Annotated in this window: 3 protein-coding genes; 2 read left to right on the top strand and 1 reads right to left on the bottom strand. The window is 63.1% G+C overall.

Annotation, left to right across the window (positions count from 1 at the left end; genetic code table 11):
* The first annotated feature begins 58 nt into the window (after nt 1–58).
* Both AC0R79_RS01755 and AC0R79_RS01750 read left to right on the top strand, forming a co-directional pair.
* A complete protein-coding gene (locus tag AC0R79_RS01755) occupies nt 59–17,191 on the top strand; it encodes a LapA family giant adhesin (protein ID WP_474732930.1) in 17,133 nt (5,710 codons plus the stop codon).
* Between the two features lie 147 nt (nt 17,192–17,338).
* Complete coding sequence (locus AC0R79_RS01750; RefSeq protein ID WP_039773037.1) at nt 17,339–17,677, top strand: hypothetical protein; 339 nt, start codon at nt 17,339–17,341, stop codon at nt 17,675–17,677.
* A gap of 157 nt (nt 17,678–17,834) precedes the next feature.
* Here AC0R79_RS01750 and lapD read toward each other — a convergent pair whose 3' ends face one another.
* Nucleotides 17,835–19,781: a cyclic di-GMP receptor LapD gene (lapD, locus tag AC0R79_RS01745; RefSeq protein WP_474732929.1), complete on the bottom strand. Its 1,947-nt coding sequence runs from the start codon at nt 19,779–19,781 to the stop codon at nt 17,835–17,837.
* Nucleotides 19,782–19,787: the final 6 nt, after the last annotated feature.

The raw sequence follows: 19,787 nt of genomic DNA, 5'->3' as shown, positions 1-19,787 counted from the left end.
CGCAGACAGCCATCAGGTCTATGGAAGTCAACTGAACGTGACACCCGGAGAGTCTTCAATGAGCAGTGTTGTTGCTATCGTCAAAAGCATTGTCGGTCAGGTTTTCGTGGTGTCCCCAGAGGGCGTCCGTCGCGTACTCGTTGAAGGCGACCGGCTGTTTGCCGGCGATCAGGTCGACACCGGCGTTTCCGGCGCCGTGTCCCTGGAACTGGCCGATGGCCGCACGATCGATCTGGGCCGTGACACTCAGTGGAGCGCCGATACCCCGGACTCCAGCACCGACCTGGCCGAAGCCACCGCGCAAGCCGCGCCGTCGGTAGAAGAACTGCAACAAGCCATCGCCGCGGGCGTCGACCCGACCACCGCTCTTGATGCCACCGCTGCCGGCCCGAGCGCCGCAGGGACTGGCGGTGCCGCCGGCGGTGGTCACAGCTTCGTGATGCTCGATGCGACCGCCGGCCGCGTCGACCCAACCATCGGTTTCCCGACTGCGGGCATCAACGCTGCAGGCCAGGCCGCCCAGAACATCACCGGCGGCCAGACCACCGACACCAACGCCAATGCCCTGCGCGAATCGACCCTGAGCCTCAGCGCCACGCCGAGCATCACCGAAGCCGGCGGCGTGCTGGTGTACACCGCAACGCTGACCCAGGCGCCGCTGACCGACCTGACCATCACCCTGTCCAACGGTGCGGTGATCGTGATTCCGGCCGGTTCCACCACCGGCACCGTCAACGTGCCCCTGGCGCCGAACGACACTGTTTATAACGACCCGACCCAGATCGACGTGACCGTCACCGGCACCACCGGCGGCAACGGCATCACCGTGACCCCGCCGACCACCCCGGCCACGACCCAGGTCACCGATACCATCGACACCACCACCGTCACCCTGACGGCCGGCCCAAGCGTGACCGAAGGCGGTCAGATCACCTACACCGCCACGCTGACCAACCCGGCGCAGACGCCGGTGACCGTCACGTTGTCCAACGGCTCGACCATCACCATCGGCGCTGGCCAGACCACCGGCACCGTCAACGTGCCGACCGCGCCGAATGACGTCTATAACAACGGCAGCACCGTCACCACCACCATCACCGGTGCTACGGGCGGCAACTTCGAAAACCTGGTGCCGAACCCGACACCGGCCGTTACCACGATCGTCGATTCGCGAGACACCACCGGCCTGACCCTGACCGCTACCGGCACCGTGGTCGAAGGTGGCCAGATCACCTACACCGCGACCCTGACCAACCTGGCGCAGACACCGGTGACCGTCACCCTGTCGAACGGCTCGACCATCACCATCGGCGCCGGCCAGACCAGCGGCAGCGTCAACGTGCCGACCGCACCGAATGACGTCTACAACAACGGCGGCACCGTCAGCACCACGATTACCGGTGCTACCGGCGGCAATTTCGAGAATCTGGTGCCAAACACGACGCCAGCGACCACCACCGTCACCGACTCCATCGACACCACCAACCTGTCGCTGAGCGCTACCGGTTCCGTGGCCGAGGGCGGTTCGATCGTTTACACCGCAACCCTGACCAATCCTGCCGGCACCCCGGTGACCGTGACGTTGAGCAACGGCTCCGTCATCACCATCGAAGCTGGCAAAACTACCGGCACCGTGACCGTTCCGGCACCAGCCGATGACGTCTACAAAGACGCCGGCAAAGTCGAAGTCACCATCAAGGACGCCACCGGCGGCAACTTCGAGAACCTGGTGCCAAGCACCGTTCCGGCGGTCACCGAAGTCACCGACACTATCGACACCACCACGGTGAAACTCACTGCGACCGAATCGGCGGCTGAAGGTGGCACTGTCACTTATACCGCTACTGTCGGCGCGCCAGTGACCGGTTCGCCGGTCACCGTGACCTTGGCCAACGGTCAGACCATCACCATCGAAGTGGGCAAAACCACCGGCACCGTGACCACCACCGCGCCGAACGACGCATTGGCTGGCAATGCACCGCTGACCAACTCGATCACCGGCGTTTCCGGCGGCAATTACGAAAATCTGGTGGCCGACAAGACTCCGGTTTCGACCACGGTTACAGACGTTGCCGACACCACCAATCTGACCCTGAGCGCCACCGGCACCGTCGCCGAGGGTGGTTCGATTGTTTACACCGCGACCCTGACCAACCCGGCCGGCACGCCAGTGACCGTGACGTTGAGCAACGGCTCCGTCATTACCATTGAAGCGGGCAAGACCACTGGCACCGTGACCGTTCCGGCGCCAGCCGATGACGTCTATAAAGACGCCGGCAAAGTCGAAGTGACCATCAAGGACGCCACCGGCGGCAACTTCGAGAACCTGGTGCCAAGCACCGTTCCGGCCGTCACCGACGTGACCGATACCGTCGACACCACCACCGTCAAACTGACCGCTACCGAGTCGGCGGCCGAGGGCGGCACCGTCACTTACACCGCGACTGTTGGCGCACCGGTGACGGGCTCGCCGGTCACCGTGACCCTGGCTAACGGTCAGTCGATCACCATCGAAGTCGGCAAAACCACCGGCACGGTGACCACCACCGCACCGAACGACGCATTGGCCGGCAACGCACCGCTGACCAACGCGATCACCGGCGTGAGCGGCGGCAACTACGAGAATCTGGTCGCCGACAAGACGCCGGTCAGCACCACCGTGACCGACACCGTCGACACCACCAACCTGACCCTGAGCGCCACCGATTCCGTGGCCGAGGGCGGCTCGATCATCTACACCGCGACGCTGACCAATCCGGCGGGCACTCCGGTGACCGTGACGTTGAGCAACGGCTCCGTCATCACCATCGAAGCCGGCAAAACCACCGGCACCGTGACCGTTCCGGCCCCTGCCGATGATGTCTATAAGGATGCCGGCAAAGTCGAAGCGACCATTACCGGCGCAACCGGCGGCAACTTCGAAAACCTGGTGCCGAGCACTGTCCCGGCCGTGACCCAGGTCACCGACACCATCGACACGTCGACCGTCAAACTGACCGCGACCGAATCGGCTGCTGAAGGCGGTACCGTCACTTACACCGCGACGGTCGGCGCCCCGGTAACCGGCTCGCCGGTGACCGTGACCCTGGCCAACGGTCAGTCGATCACCATCGAAGTCGGCAAAACCACCGGCACCGTGACCACCACCGCGCCGAATGACGTACTGGCCGGCCATGCACCGCTGACCAACTCGATCACCAACGTCAGCGGCGGCAACTACGAAAACCTCGTGGCTGACAAAACGCCGGTCAGCACCACCATCACCGACACCGTCGACACCACCACCGTATCGCTGACCGCCACCGGCAACGTCAACGAGGGCGGGCAGATCGTCTACACCGCCACCCTGACCAACCCGGCCGGCACCCCGGTGACCGTGACGTTGAGCAACGGCTCCGTCATCACTATCGAAGCCGGCAAGACCACCGGCACCGTGACCGTTCCAGCTCCTGCCGATGACGTCTACAAAGACGCCGGCAAAGTCGAAGTGACCATCAAGGACACTTCCGGCGGCAACTTCGAAAACCTGGTGGCCAACCCGACGCCAGCGGTGACCAACGTCGCCGACACCATCAACACCACGCACCTGACTCTCAGCGCCGAAAGCTATGTGCTCGAAGGCACATCGATCACTTACACCGCGACCCTGACCAACGCCGCGCAGACGCCGGTAACCGTCAACCTGAGCAACGGCCAGACGATCGTTATCGAGGCCGGCAAGACCAGCGGCTCGGTAACCATCCCGGCACCGAGCGATGACGTCTACAAGGATGTCAGCAAGCTCACCGTGACCATGACCGATGCCAGCGGTGGCAACTTCGAGAAACTCGACGTCAGCAAGACGCCGGTCAGCACCACGGTCAACGACACCATAGACAAGACCACGCTGACCCTGAGCGCCAGCGACACCGTCAGCGAAGGTGGCCAGATCACCTATACCGCGACCCTGAGCAACCCGGCCGGCACCGCCATGACCGTGACCCTGGCCAACGGCGCGGTGATCAACATCGCCGCCGGTGCCACCAGCGGTTCGGTGAACTTCCCTGCGCCGGCCAACACGCCTTACATCGATGGCGGCAAGGTGCAGACCGCGATTGCCAGCCACAGCGGCGGCAACTTCGAACAGGTCGATGCCAACCGTTCGGCTGTGGTGACCAAGGTCACCGACACCGTCGACACCACCAATATCAGCCTGAGCGCCACCGGTTCGGTCGCCGAGGGTGGTTCGATCGTCTACACCGCGACCCTGACCAACCCGGCCGGCACGGCCATGACCGTGACCCTGAGCAACGGCGCGGTGATCAACATCGCCAAAGGCGCGAGCACCGGCACCATCACCGTCGCCGCACCGGGCGACGACGTGTACAAGGACGCCGGCAAAGTCGACGCCAGCATCACCAAGACCACGGGCGGCAACTTTGAAAACCTGGTGGTCGACAAGACCCCGGCGGTGACCGATGTCACCGACACCATCGACAACAGCACCGTTTCCCTGAGCGCCACGGCCAGCACCGTTGAAGGCGGCGTGGTGGTTTACACCGCCTCCGTCACCGCACCGGTGACCGGTTCGCCGGTGGTCGTGACCCTGTCGAACGGCCAGACCATCACCATCCCGGTCGGCGCCAGCAGCGCCAGCGTCAACTACACCGCACCGAACGATGCACTGGCCGGCGGCAACACGCTGAGCGTGAAGATCGACGGCACCAGCGGCGGCAATTACGAAAACCTGGTCGCCGACAAGACTCCGGCCGTGACGTCAGTCACCGACACCGTCGACACCACCAACCTGACCTTGAGCGCTACAGGTTCCGTGGCCGAAGGCGGTTCGATCGTTTACACCGCCACGCTGACCAATCCGGCTGGCACGCCAGTGACCGTGACGTTGAGCAATGGCTCGGTGATCACCATCGAAGCGGGTAAAACCACCGGCACCGTGACCGTTCCGGCTCCGGCCGATGACGTCTACAAAGACGCCGGCAAAGTCGAAGTGACCATCAAGGATGCGTCCGGCGGCAACTTCGAAAATCTGGTTCCGAGCACCGTTCCGGCCGTCACTGAAGTGACTGACACCATCGACACATCGACCGTGAAACTGAGCGCCGATACGTCGGTGGCTGAGGGCGGCACCGTCACCTACACCGCCACTGTTGGTGCGCCAGTGACTGGTTCGCCGGTCACCGTGACCCTGGCCAACGGTCAGACCATCACCATCGAAGTCGGCAAGACCACCGGCACCATCACCACCACCGCGCCGAACGATGCACTCAACGGTCACACACCGCTGAGCAACTCGATCACTGGCGTGAGCGGCGGCAACTACGAAAACCTCGTAGCCGACAAAACCCCGGTCAGCACCACCGTGACCGACACCGTCGACACCACCGATCTGACACTGACCGCGACCGGCACCGTGGCCGAAGGTGGTTCGATCACCTACACCGCCACCCTGACCAATCCGGCTGGTACTCCGGTCACCGTGACGTTGAGCAACGGCTCCGTCATTACCATCGAAGCCGGAAAAACCACCGGCACCGTGACCGTCGATGCGCCGAAAGACGACGTCTACAAGGACGCCGGCAAGGTTGAAGTCACCATCAAGGATGCGACTGGTGGCAACTTCGAGAATCTGGTGCCGAGCACTGTTCCGGCCGTTACCGAAGTCACTGACACCATCGACACCACCACGGTGAAACTGACTGCAACCGAGTCGGCGGCGGAGGGTGGCACTGTCACTTACACCGCGACCGTCGGCGCTCCGGTGACGGGTTCGCCTGTGACCGTGACCCTGGCCAATGGTCAGTCGATCACTATCGAAGTGGGCAAGACCACTGGCACCATCACCACCACTGCGCCGAACGATGCACTCAACGGTCATACCCCGCTGAGCAACTCGATCACTGGCGTGAGCGGCGGCAACTACGAAAATCTCGTGGCCGACAAAACCCCGGTTTCGACCACCGTCACTGACACCGTCGACACCACCAATCTGACCCTGAGCGCCACTGACTCGGTGGCCGAAGGTGGCTCGATCACCTACACCGCGACCCTGACCAACCCGGCCGGCACTCCGGTGACCGTGACGTTGAGCAACGGCTCCGTCATCACCATCGAGGCCGGTAAAACCACTGGCACCGTGACCGTCGATGCGCCGAAAGATGACGTCTACAAGGACGCCGGCAAAGTCGAAGTCACTATCAAGGATGCGTCCGGCGGCAACTTCGAGAACCTGGTGCCGAGCACTGTTCCGGCCGTTACCGAAGTCACCGACACCATCGACACCACTACGGTAAAACTGACCGCGACCGAGTCGGCAGCTGAAGGCGGCACTGTCACTTACACCGCCACCGTTGGCGCCCCGGTAACCGGTTCGCCTGTGACCGTGACCTTGGCCAATGGTCAGTCGATCACTATCGAAGTGGGTAAAACCACCGGCACCATCACCACCACCGCGCCGAACGACGCGCTGAACGGTCACACGCCGTTGACCAACTCGATCACGGGTGTGTCTGGCGGCAACTACGAAAACCTCGTAGCCGACAGGACCCCGGTTTCGACCACCGTCACCGATACCGTCGACACCACCAACCTGACCCTCAGCGCCACTGACTCGGTGGCCGAGGGCGGCTCGATCGTCTACACCGCGACCCTGACCAACCCGGCCGGCACCCCAGTGACCGTGACGCTTAGCAACGGCGCCGTCATCACCATCGAAGCCGGTAAAACCACCGGCACCGTGACCGTCGATGCGCCGAAAGACGACGTCTACAAAGACGCCGGCAAGGTCGAAGTCACCATCAAGGATGCAACTGGCGGCAACTTCGAGAATCTGGTGCCAAGCACCGTTCCGGCCGTTACCGATGTCACCGACACCATCGACACCTCGACCGTCAAACTGACCGCGACCGAGTCGGCTGCTGAAGGCGGCACCGTTACCTACACCGCCACCGTGGGCGCCCCGGTAACCGGCTCGCCTGTGACCGTGACCCTGGCCAACGGTCAGTCGATCACCATCGAAGTGGGCAAGACCACCGGCACCGTCACCACCACCGCACCGAACGATGCGCTCAACGGCCATACGCCGCTGACCAACTCGATCACCGGCGTAAGCGGCGGCAACTACGAAAACCTTGTGGCCGATAAAACGCCGGTCAGCACCACCGTGACCGACACCGTCGACACCACCAACCTGACCCTGAGCGCCACGCCGGAAGTCAACGAAGGTGGCCAGATCACCTACACCGCGACCCTGACCAACGCCGCTGGCACTCCGGTGACCGTGACCTTGAGCAACGGCGCCGTGATCACCATCGAGGCCGGTAAAACCACCGGCACCGTGACCGTCGATGCACCGAAGGACGACGTCTACAAGGACGCCGGCAAAGTCGAGACGACCATTTCGACCACCACCGGTGGCAACTTCGAAAACCTGGTCACCAGCACCGCCCCGGCGGTCACCACCGTCAATGACACCATCGACACGTCCACCGTGTCGCTGACCGCCACCGCCAACGTCGCCGAAGGCGAAACCGTGGTCTACACCGCGACCGTGACGGCACCAGTGACCGGCTCGCCGGTTGTCGTGACCCTGTCCAACGGCCAGACCATCACCATCGCCGTCGGCGAGACCACCGGCACCGTAAACTTCGTCGCGCCGAACAGCCCGTTGGCGGGCGGCAGCTCGCTGAGCGTGACCATCGACAAGGCCACCGGCGGTAACTACGAAAATCTGGCAGTCGACGGCAAATCCGCCGACACCTCGGTGTCGGACACTGTCGACACGACCAACCTGAACCTGACGGCCACCGATTCGGTTGCCGAGGGCGGTTCGATTACTTACACCGCGACCCTGACCAACCCGGCGGGTACGCCGGTGACCGTGACCCTGTCGAACGGCGCCGTCATTACTATCGAGGCCGGTAAAACCACCGGTACCGTGACCGTCGATGCGCCTAAAGACGACGTCTACAAAGACGCCGGCAAAGTCGAGGCAACCATTTCGACCGCTACTGGCGGTGGTTTCGAGAACCTGGTGCCGAGCACCGTTCCGGCCGTGACCAACGTCACCGACACCATCGACACCACCACGGTGAAACTCACCGCGACCGAGTCGGCGGCTGAAGGCGGCACCGTTACTTACACCGCTACCGTCGGCGCGCCTGTGACCGGTTCGCCTGTGACCGTGACCCTGTCCAACGGACAGTCGATCACTATCGAAGTCGGCAAGACCACGGGCACCGTGACCACCACCGCGCCGAACGATGCGCTCAACGGCCATGCGCCGCTGACCAACGCGATCACTGGCGTGACTGGTGGTAACTACGAAAACCTCGTGGCTGACAAAACGCCGGTTTCGACCACCGTCACTGATACCGTCGACACCACCAACCTGACCCTGAGCGCCACTGGCTCCGTGGCCGAGGGTGGTTCGATCGTTTACACCGCGACCCTGACCAACCCGGCCGGCACTCCGGTGACCGTGACCCTGTCGAACGGCGCCGTGATCACCATCGAAGCCGGTAAAACCACCGGCACCGTGACTGTCGATGCACCGAAAGACGACGTCTACAAAGATGCCGGCAAAGTCGAGGCAACCATTTCGACCGCCACCGGTGGCAACTTCGAGAACCTGGTGCCGAGCACCGTTCCGGCCGTGACCGAAGTCACCGACACCATCGACACCACTACGGTGAAACTCACTGCGACCGAGTCGGCAGTTGAGGGTGGCACCGTCACTTACACCGCTACCGTCGGCGCGCCTGTCACCGGTTCGCCTGTGACCGTGACGCTGTCCAACGGTCAGTCGATCACCATCGAGGTGGGCAAGACCACCGGCACTGTCACCACCACCGCACCGAACGATGCGTTGAATGGCCACGCACCACTGACCAACGCGATCACCGGCGTAACCGGCGGTAATTACGAAAATCTGGTCGCCGACAAAACCCCGGTCAGCACCACCGTGACCGACACCGTCGACACCACCAATCTGTCGCTGACCGCGACCGACAGCGTGGCCGAAGGCGGCTCGATCACTTACACCGCCACCCTGACCAACCCGGCCGGCACCCCGCTGACCGTGACCCTGTCGAACGGCGCCGTCATCACCATCGAAGCCGGTAAAACCACCGGCACCGTGACCGTTGCCGCACCAGCCGATGACGTCTACAAGGACGCCGGCAAAGTCGAAGTCACGATCAAGGACGCAACCGGTGGCAACTTCGAGAACCTGGTGCCAAGCACTGTTCCGGCTGTCACTGAAGTCACCGACACCGTCGACACGACGACCGTGAAGCTGACCGCTTCCGAAACGGCCGCTGAAGGTGGCACCGTCACTTACACCGCGACTGTTGGCGCGCCTGTGACCGGCTCGCCTGTGACCGTGACCCTGGCCAATGGTCAGTCGATCACCATCGAAGTGGGCAAAACCACGGGCACTGTCACCACCACCGCGCCGAACGATGCGCTCAACGGCCACACGCCGCTGACCAACGCAATCACCGGTGTGACGGGCGGCAACTACGAAAATCTCGTAGCCGACAAGACCCCGGTTTCGACCACCGTCACTGACACCGTCGACACCACCAACCTGACCCTCAGCGCTACCAATTCGGTGGCCGAGGGCGGTTCGATCACTTATACCGCCACACTGACCAACGCTGCGGGCACCCCGGTGACCGTGACCTTGAGCAACGGCGCCGTGATCACCATCGAAGCCGGTAAAACCACTGGCACCGTGACCGTCGATGCGCCGAAGGACGACGTCTACAAAGATGCAGGCAAAGTCGAAGCGACCATTTCGACCGCCACCGGTGGCAACTTCGAGAACCTGGTGCCGAGCACCGTTCCGGCTGTCACTGAAGTCACCGACACCATCGACACCACCACGGTCAAACTGACCGCGACCGAGTCGGCGGCTGAAGGCGGCACTGTCACTTACACCGCCACCGTGGGTGCACCTGTGACCGGCTCGCCAGTCACCGTGACCCTGTCCAACGGTCAGTCGATCACCATCGAAGTCGGCAAGACCACCGGCACCGTCACCACCACCGCACCGAACGATGCGTTGACCGGTCACACGCCGCTGACCAACGCGATCACCGGCGTGACGGGCGGCAACTACGAAAACCTCGTAGCCGACAAAACTCCGGTTTCGACCACCGTCACCGACACGGTCGACACCACCAACCTGACCCTCAGCGCCACCAATTCGGTTGCCGAGGGCGGTTCGATCATCTACACCGCGACCCTGACCAACGCCGCTGGCTCGCCAGTGACCGTGACTCTGTCGAACGGCGCCGTGATCACTATCGAAGCCGGCAAAACCACTGGCACCGTGACCGTTGCCGCGCCAGCCGACGACGTCTACAAAGACGCCGGCAACGTGCAGGCGACGATCACCAACGCCACCGGTGGCAACTTCGAAAACCTGGTGCCGAGCACCGTTCCGGCCGTGACCCAGGTCACCGATACCATCGACACCACCACCGTGAAGCTGACCGCGACCGCGTCAGCTGCTGAAGGCGGCACCGTCACCTACACCGCGACCGTGGGCGCTCCTGTGACTGGCTCGCCAGTGACCGTGAACCTGTCGAATGGCCAGAGCATCACCATCGAAGTGGGTAAAACCACCGGCACCGTGACGACCACGGCGCCTAACGATGCGCTCAACGGCCACACGCCGCTGACCAACGCCATCACCAACGTGACGGGCGGCAACTACGAAAATCTGGTGGCCGACAAGACCCCGGTCAGCACTACCGTGACCGACACCGTCGACACCACCAACCTGTCGCTGAGCGCGACCGGCACCGTGGCCGAAGGTGGTTCGATCACCTACACCGCGACCCTGACCAACGCTGCGGGCACCCCGGTGACCGTGACCTTGAGCAATGGCGCTGTCATCACCATCGAAGCCGGTAAAACCACGGGCACCGTGACCGTCGCAGCGCCAGCCGATGACGTCTACAAAGACGCCGGCAACGTGCAGGCCACGATCACCAACGCGACGGGCGGCAACTTCGAAAACCTGGTGACCAGCACCACGCCAGCGGTGACCAGCGTCACCGACACCATCGACACCACCACGGTGAAGCTGACTGCAACCGCAACAGCTGCTGAAGGTGGCAACGTTGTCTACACCGCCACCGTCGGCGCGCCAGTAACTGGCTCGCCAGTCACCGTGACCCTGTCGAACGGTCAGTCGATCACCATCGAAGTCGGCAAAACTACCGGCACCGTGACCACTACCGCGCCGAACGACGTGTTGACCGGTCATGCGCCGCTGACCAACGCAATCACCGGCGTGAGTGGTGGTAACTACGAAAATCTGGTGGCTGATAAAACCCCGGTTTCGACCACCGTCACCGACACCGTCGACACCACCAACCTGTCGCTCAGCGCGACTGGCACCGTGGCAGAAGGTGGTTCGATCACCTACACCGCAACCCTGACCAACGCCGCTGGCTCGCCAGTGACCGTGACCTTGTCGAACGGCGCCGTGATCACCATCGAAGCCGGTAAAACCACCGGCACCGTGACCGTTCCTGCGCCAGCCGATGACGTCTACAAGGACGCCGGCAACGTTCAGGCCACGATCACCAACGCCAGCGGTGGCAATTTCGAGAACCTGGTCACCAGCACCACACCAGCGGTAACCAGCGTCACCGACACCATCGACACCACCACCGTGAAGCTGACTGCGACCGCAACAGCTGCTGAAGGTGGCACCGTCACCTACACCGCTACCGTGGGGGCGCCGGTGACTGGCTCGCCAGTGACCGTAAACCTGTCCAACGGTCAGTCGATCACCATCGAAGTCGGCAAAACCACCGGCACCGTCACCACCACCGCGCCTAACGACGTGTTGAATGGCCACGCGCCGCTGACCAACGCGATCACCAACGTGACTGGCGGTAACTACGAGAATCTCGTTGCCGACAAGACTCCGGTTTCGACCACCGTCACTGACACCGTCGACACCACCAACCTGTCCCTCAGCGCCACCAATTCGGTCGCCGAAGGTGGTTCGATCACTTACACCGCGACACTGACCAATGCTGCGGGCACCCCGGTGACCGTCACCTTGAGCAACGGCGCCGTGATCACCATCGAGGCCGGTAAAACCACGGGCACCGTGACCGTTCCTGCGCCAGCCGATGACGTCTACAAGGACGCCGGCAACGTGCAGGCCACGATCACCAACGCTACCGGCGGCAACTTCGAGAACCTGGTAACCAGCACTACGCCAGCAGTGACCAGCGTCACCGACACCATCGACACCACCACGGTGAAGCTGACCGCGACCACGACGGCAGCCGAAGGTGGCACCGTCACCTACACCGCTACCGTCGGTGCGCCGGTGACTGGCTCGCCTGTGACCGTGAATCTGTCGAACGGTCAGTCGATCACCATCGAAGTGGGTAAAACCACCGGCACCGTGACCACCACCGCGCCGAACGACGCGTTGACCGGCCACACACCGCTGACCAACTCGATCACCAACGTTTCTGGCGGCAACTACGAAAATCTCGTAGCCGACAAGACCCCGGTCAGCACCACCGTCACCGACACTATCGACACCACCAACCTGTCGCTCAGCGCGACCGGCACCGTGGCCGAGGGTGGCCAGATCACTTACACCGCAACTCTGACCAACGCTGCTGGCTCGCCAGTGACCGTGACCTTGAGCAACGGTTCGGTGATCACCATCGAAGCCGGTAAAACCACCGGCACCGTGACCGTTCCTGCGCCAGCCGATGACGTCTACAAAGACGCCGGCAACGTGCAGGCCACGATCAAATCCGCCACCGGTGGCAACTTCGAAAACCTGGTCACCAGCACCACGCCAGCTGTAACCAGCGTTACCGACACCATCGACACCACCACCGTGAAGCTGACCGCGACCACGACGGCAGCCGAGGGTGGCAACGTTGTCTACACCGCGACTGTAGGCGCACCAGTGACGGGCTCGCCTGTAACCGTGACCCTGGCCAACGGTCAGTCGATCACCATCGAAGTCGGCAAGACCACCGGCACCGTGACCACCACCGCGCCTAACGACGCATTGACCGGCCACACGCCGCTGACCAACTCGATCACCAACGTTTCTGGCGGCAACTACGAGAATCTGGTGGCTGATAAGACTCCAGTCAGCACCACCGTCACCGACACCATCGACACCACCAACCTGTCGCTCAGCGCGACCGGCACCGTGGCTGAAGGTGGTTCGATCACTTACACCGCAACCCTGACCAACGCCGCTGGCTCGCCAGTGACCGTGACCCTGAGCAACGGCTCGGTGATCACCATCGAAGCGGGCAAGACCACCGGCACCGTGACCGTTCCTGCGCCAGCCGATGACGTCTACAAAGATGCCGGCAACGTGCAGGCCACGATCACCAACGCCACGGGTGGCAATTTCGAAAACCTGGTGACCAGCAACACACCAGCCGTGACCAGCGTCACCGATACCATCGACACCACCACCGTCAGCATCACCGGCAGCACCTCGGTGACCGAAGGCCAGACCGCCAGCTACACCGTCAGCCTGACCCACCCGGCGCAAACCGAAGTGACCCTGAAAATCGTCTACAGCGGCACCGCCGCCGACGGTTCGGACTTCACCGGCGTGTACACCGTGAAGATCCCGGCCGGTGCCAGCAGTGCGCAGTTCAACGTTGCGACCATCGATGACAAGATCACCGAAGGCACCGAGAACTTCGTGGTCAAGATCGACTCGGCCACCGGTGGCAACTTCGAAAACCTGGCGGTCAGCAGCACCAATGGCAGCGTCAGCACCTCGATCATCGACAACGATGCGCCACCGGTCATCGACCTCGACGCCAACAACTCCAGCGGTGCAACGGGTGCCGACTACAAGGTGACCTTCACCGAGGGCACAACAGGTCCAGGCGTGTCGATTGCCGACACCGACATCAAGATCACCGACCCGGACAGCACCATGCTGACCGGTGCCACCATCGTGCTGACCAACCGTCAGGACGGCGATGCGCTGAACCTGGGCAACAGCGTCAACGGCATCACCATCAATGCCAACAGCACCAACGGCACCGTCACCCTGACCCTGTCGGGCAACGCGACGCTGGCCGACTACATGCAGGCCATCAAGAACATCAGCTTCACCAATAGCAGTGAAGACCCGAGCACCGTGCCGCGGATCATCACCGTGACCGTGACCGATGGCGGCAACTACTCCAACACTGCGACCACCACGGTCAACGTGGTGGCGATCAACGACGCGCCGGTCGCTGCACCGGTCAACGTCACCGGCACCGAAGACACCCCGCTGGTTCTCGGCTGGTCGACCTTCGGCGTCAGCGACGTCGACAGCCCGGCCAGCAGCCTGGGCGTGAAAATCACCCAGCTGCCGGGCGAAGGCAAACTGCAGTACCTGGACGGCTCGACCTGGAAAGACGTCGCCACCAACCAGACCTTCAGCAAGGCTGACATCGACGCCGGCAAGCTGCGCTTCCTGCCGGATGCCAACGAGTCGGGCGTGAACGGTTACGGCGGCACCGGCCTGGGCAACAACCAGGCTGACTATGCGCAGATCAAGTTCCAGCCCACCGATGGCCAGTTGCTGGGCAACACTGGCACCGTGAAGATCGACATCACGCCGGTGGCGGATGCACCGACCCTGTCGGTCGCCGACAACAGCGTGAAGTCCACCGGGTTGATCAAGGAAGTCTGGACCGGTCTGTCGGGCCTGGGCACCGACGGCAGCGGCGCCAACTCGACCACCCTGAAAAACGTGATCGACGGCGCAGGCAAGCCGAACACCAGCGGTACCGTGAACAACGTGCAGTCCGACGGCAGCGTGACCGCCGGCACCGCGTCGAAAACCTCGGGCCTGATCTATCTGGAAGCCGGCAAGACCTACACCTTCAGCGGTACCGGCGATGACAGCCTGCTGGTGACCATCGGCGGCAAGAACGTGGCGTCCACAACGTGGGGCGCGGGCGGCAACCTCAACGGTTCGTTCACCCCGACCACCAGCGGCTACTACACCCTGGACATCTACCACCACAACCAGAGCGGCCCGGGCAGCTACGACGTCAACCTGTCGGTCAACGGCAGCACGCCGATCGACCTGAGCAGTGCCGGCGTGCCGATCTACACCGGCGTGCAGGACCTGGTGAATGCCGGCGTGACCGTCTCCGATCTGCACGGCACCAACGGCGAAGGCTATTACGACGGCTATAAACTCAACACCGGCGCCGAAGGCACCACGGTGAAACTGTCGTCGATCAGCACCGCACTGACCGACACCGACGGCTCGGAAACCCTGAGCATCAAGATCAGCGGCGCACCGGTCGGTTCGGTACTCAGCGACGGCGCAGGCCACAGCTTCACCGTGACCGCCACCAGCGGCGACGCCAACGTCACCGGCTGGAATCTCGGTACCCTGACCGTGACCCCGCCGACCTACTACAACGGCCAGTTCAACCTGACCGTGACCTCGACCTCCACCGAACAAGTCGGCGGCTCGGCCAGCACCACCGCGACCATCCCGGTCACCGTGGTGCCGGCGGTCTACAACTCGATTGTCGCCACCTCGGCCGACGACACCGTCACCGGTACCGACGGCAACGACATCATCGTCGCCGACATCGGCGGCCTGACCGTGGTACCGGGCACCAACTACAACATCGCGTTCATGGTCGACAGCTCGGGCAGTATGAGCGCCTCGTCGATCAACGCCGCCAAGGACTCGCTGACGTCGGTGTTCAACACCCTCAAGCAGAGCCTGGGCAGCAACTCCGGCACGGTGAACATCTTCCTGGTGGACTTCGATACCCAGGTCAACAAGTCGGTGTCGGTGAACCTCAACGACCCGAACGCGCTGACCTTGCTCAAGGCCGTGCTGGACTCGATGGCGTCCGGCGGCGGCACCAACTACGAAGACGTGTTCAAGGCTACGGCGAACTTCTTCCAGAGCGCCGAAGCGGTGGCCAACACCGGGGCGAAGAACCTTACGTACTTCATCACCGACGGCCAGCCGACCTACTACCAGAGCGGCGAGCAGACCAACCCGACGCTGTACGGCAACGTGAAGCTCGACGACGTGGTGAAAACCAGCAACTACAAGCTGGGCAGCAGCTTCGCCACCTACATCGACAGCACCCACTACCTGAGCATCAGCACCTCCGGTGAAGTGGTGCTGCAGACACTGAAGAACGGCAACTGGAACTGGAACAGCCTGGGCACCATTCACGCCCAGGGTGACGGCACCTACGAAATCTCGAGCCTGGCCGGCAGCGGCAACAGCACCTCGTCGAACACCACCGACAACTCTGCCGCCGGCTTCGCGCTGCTGAGCGGCCTGTCGAACGTCGAAGCGATCGGCCTGAACAACGGCGTCAGCCTCAGCGATTTGAAACCGTACGATTCGGACAAGACGCCGCAGACCAACATCGATCCGAAGGACCTGGCCAATTCGATCATCGGCCACACCGAAGCGACGATGCCGGGCAATGACACCGTCAGCGGTGGCGACGGCAACGACATCCTGTTCGGCGACCTGGTGAGCTTCAACGGCATTGCCGGCGAGGGTTATCAGGCGATGCAGGCGTTCGTGGCCAAGGAAACCGGGGTCGACGTCAGCAAGGTCACCACCAGCAACGTGCACCAGTACATCACCGAGCACTATCAGGCGTTTGATGTGTCTGGTGCCCACGATGGCAACGACACACTGCTGGGCGGCGCGGGCAACGACATCCTGTTCGGCTCGGGCGGCAACGACCTGCTCGACGGCGGCAAGGGCAATGACATCCTGCTCGGCGGCACCGGCAACGACACGCTGATCGGCGGTCAGGGCAACGACATCCTGATCGGTGGTTCCGGTGCCGACACCTTCGTCTGGAAGGCGGGCGACACCGGCAACGACGTGATCAAGGACTTCAAGGCCAGCGAAGGCGACCGCATCGACCTGCGTGACCTGTTGCAGGGCGAGACCGGCAGCACCATCGACAACTTCCTGAAGATCACCACGGTCGACGGCGTGTCGTCGCTGCAAGTCAGCTCGGGCGGCAAGTTCAACTCGGGCGATGCCGCAGCCGCCACACCGGACGTGACGATCAAACTGGAAGGCAACAACTGGTCCACGGCCAACATTCACAACCTGATTGCCGGCAGCGATCCGACCATCAAGGTCGACCACAACAACAGCTGATGCGTGAACAACGGCCGCCCCACTTGGGGCGGCCGTCACGTTTGCGGCGCTTGAACCGGTGACGATTTGGTCGGCGCACCGCATACTCGCGCGCAGTTGGCTATGCTGCTGACAGCATGACGCTGGTCCATTTCCGAGGGATGCTCAATGTTTTACGTGCAACGCGATGCGCAGGGTCAGTTGATTCGCGTGGAAGCTGCGGCCTACGCCGAGGCCACGGAAACGCTGCCGGCCGACCACCACGAAATCCAGGCCTGGTACGCCAACGAGGCCGTGGAGAACAGCCTCAAACAGCTCAAGCAGAGCGACCTGGAAATGATCCGGGTACTCGATGACCTGATTCAGGTGCTGACCCAGAAAGGCGTGATCCGCGTCACCGACCTGCCGCCGGCGGCCCAGGCCAAGTTGATGGACCGGACCCAGGCGCGGGAAGCGCTGGGCGGGTTGAGTCAGTTGATTGATGAGGATGAGGGTGGGTTGATCTGATCCGTTTGAAGTCGAGTTGATCGTTCCCACGCTCCGCGTGGGAATGCATCAAGGGACGCTCCGCGTTCCAGTCACACCATCGGCATTGCGTCGGACACCGTTGTGACGCGGAGCGTCACGAGCGGCATTCCCACGCAGAGCGTGGGAACGATCAGGCTCACCGCCAAGGCTTGGGCTCACCGAAGAGCTGCCCCTGAACCCCATACAACCCCATCTCGCGAATCACCGACAATTCCCCTTCCGTCTCGACCCGCTCGGCAATCAGCGGCAGATCGATGCTGTGTGCCGCTCGCTGGATCGCTTCGATGAACAGGCGCTTGTCGCTTTCCTGATCGATCGCCCGGATGTAGCTACCATCGATCTTCAGGTACGCCAGCCCCAGCCGCGCCAGGTTGCCGATCATGCTGAAGCGTCCGCCGAAGCGCTGCAGGCTCAGGGAGAAACCGAGCTCGCGCAGACGCCGGGTCAACTGTTCCAGCACCGCTTGCTCCGGCAATTGTTCCTCGCCGATTTCCAGGGTCAGGCGCGGGCCGAGGTTGGAATGCGCCCGCAGAATCTCGAACACTTTGTTCAACGCCTGCGGATCGGCCAGGGTCGCCGACGACAGATTCAGCGCCAGGGATTCTTCATGGCCGGCCATCTGCTCCAGCACCCGCTCGAGCATCAATCGGTCCAGTCGCGCAGTCCAGCCGAAGCGTTCAAGCCAAGGCAGGAAGCGCCCGGCGGGGATGGTCTGGCCCTGCTCGTCGAGCAAGCGCGACAGCACTTTGTAATGCAGCACCAGTTGCGTGTCCTGCGCCGCCACTACCGGCTGAAAGAACAGCTCGAAACGCCGCTGGTTCAGCGCCAGATCGAGCAAGCGGTGCCAGGCGTGGTGATCGTCACCGACGTCCGCCACCAGACTCTGATCGAGACATGCCCAGTTCTGCTCGCCCTGCCCTTCGGCCTGGGCCAGCGCCTGATCGCCGAGGCTGAGGACCGCTTGCGGCGAATCACCGTGAGCGAACGGCGCCAGGCCGATAGAAGCCACGGCGGCCACGTCGGTGGCGCCCGTCGCGTGCAGGCTGCTCAGCGCACTGTCGAGACTCTGCGCCAGTTGCAGCGCTTCTTCGCGGGTCAGCCCCGGCGCCAGCACGGCGAATTCACCACCACGAATCCGGGTGACGAGGTTCTGGGTTTCCGGATATTTGGCGCACTCGCGGGACAGTTGCTCGCCAACCGCTTTCAACAATTCATCGGTGCGCTGACCGCCAAGACGCTGGTTCAGCCCGGCCAGATCCTTGACCCGCAACAGCAGCAGATAACCGGAACTGGCCTGCTCCGGGTTGCTCACCCGCGCATTCAGTTGCATCTCGAAATAACGCCGGTTGGCCAACCCCGTGAGGTTGTCCTGATAGGACTCGGTGCGCAGTTTTTCGCTGCGCTCGGCCTGCTCCTGGAACAGTGCCTTGAGCTTCTCGACCATCTGGTTCATCGCCAGCACTACGCGCCGCAATTCAGGCGTGCGCGGTAGGTCCGGCAGACTCAGGAACTCACGACGAGCGATGGCGTGGGATTGCTTGACCATGTAATCCAGCGGCTTCAATTGCCGACGCAGCAGCAGCGCGCCGAGCACCGCACTCACCGCACCGCAGACCAGCAGCCAGCCCAGGCTGCCGAGGGCGCTCTGCCAGAGTTTGGCCAGGGCGAACATCGGGTGGCTGACCACCTCGACCCGCGCCGCCTGCTCCCAGCCACGGCTGACCAGCGCATCACCACCGGCCGGCTCCAGGCCGATCAGTTTGACGAACCAGTCCGGCACGTTGGTGACCGCCGGAATGCCGTTGCGCTCGACGATGGTCTGGTCGGTCTTCAGGTCGACCACGCGGATGCTCGAGTAATAACCGCTGTCGAAGATCGAACTGACCAGCAGCTCGACCATCGCCGGGTCATCGATGTTCGGCGTCAACGACAGCGCCAGCGCCGTGGCCGCATCCTGGGCGTGGGAGCGCAACTGGTTGACGTACTGGGTGCGCGAGCTCTCCAGACTGACCATGAAGCTGCCGGTGAAGGCGACCACCAGGAACAGACAGATAGCGATCAACAGCTGTTTGAACAAAGACATCTGAGC

This window comes from Pseudomonas sp. HD57-3, assembly GCF_056113135.1.
The sequence above is the reverse complement of the archived record's forward strand: the minus strand, read 5'-3'. Positions and strand labels throughout refer to the sequence as shown.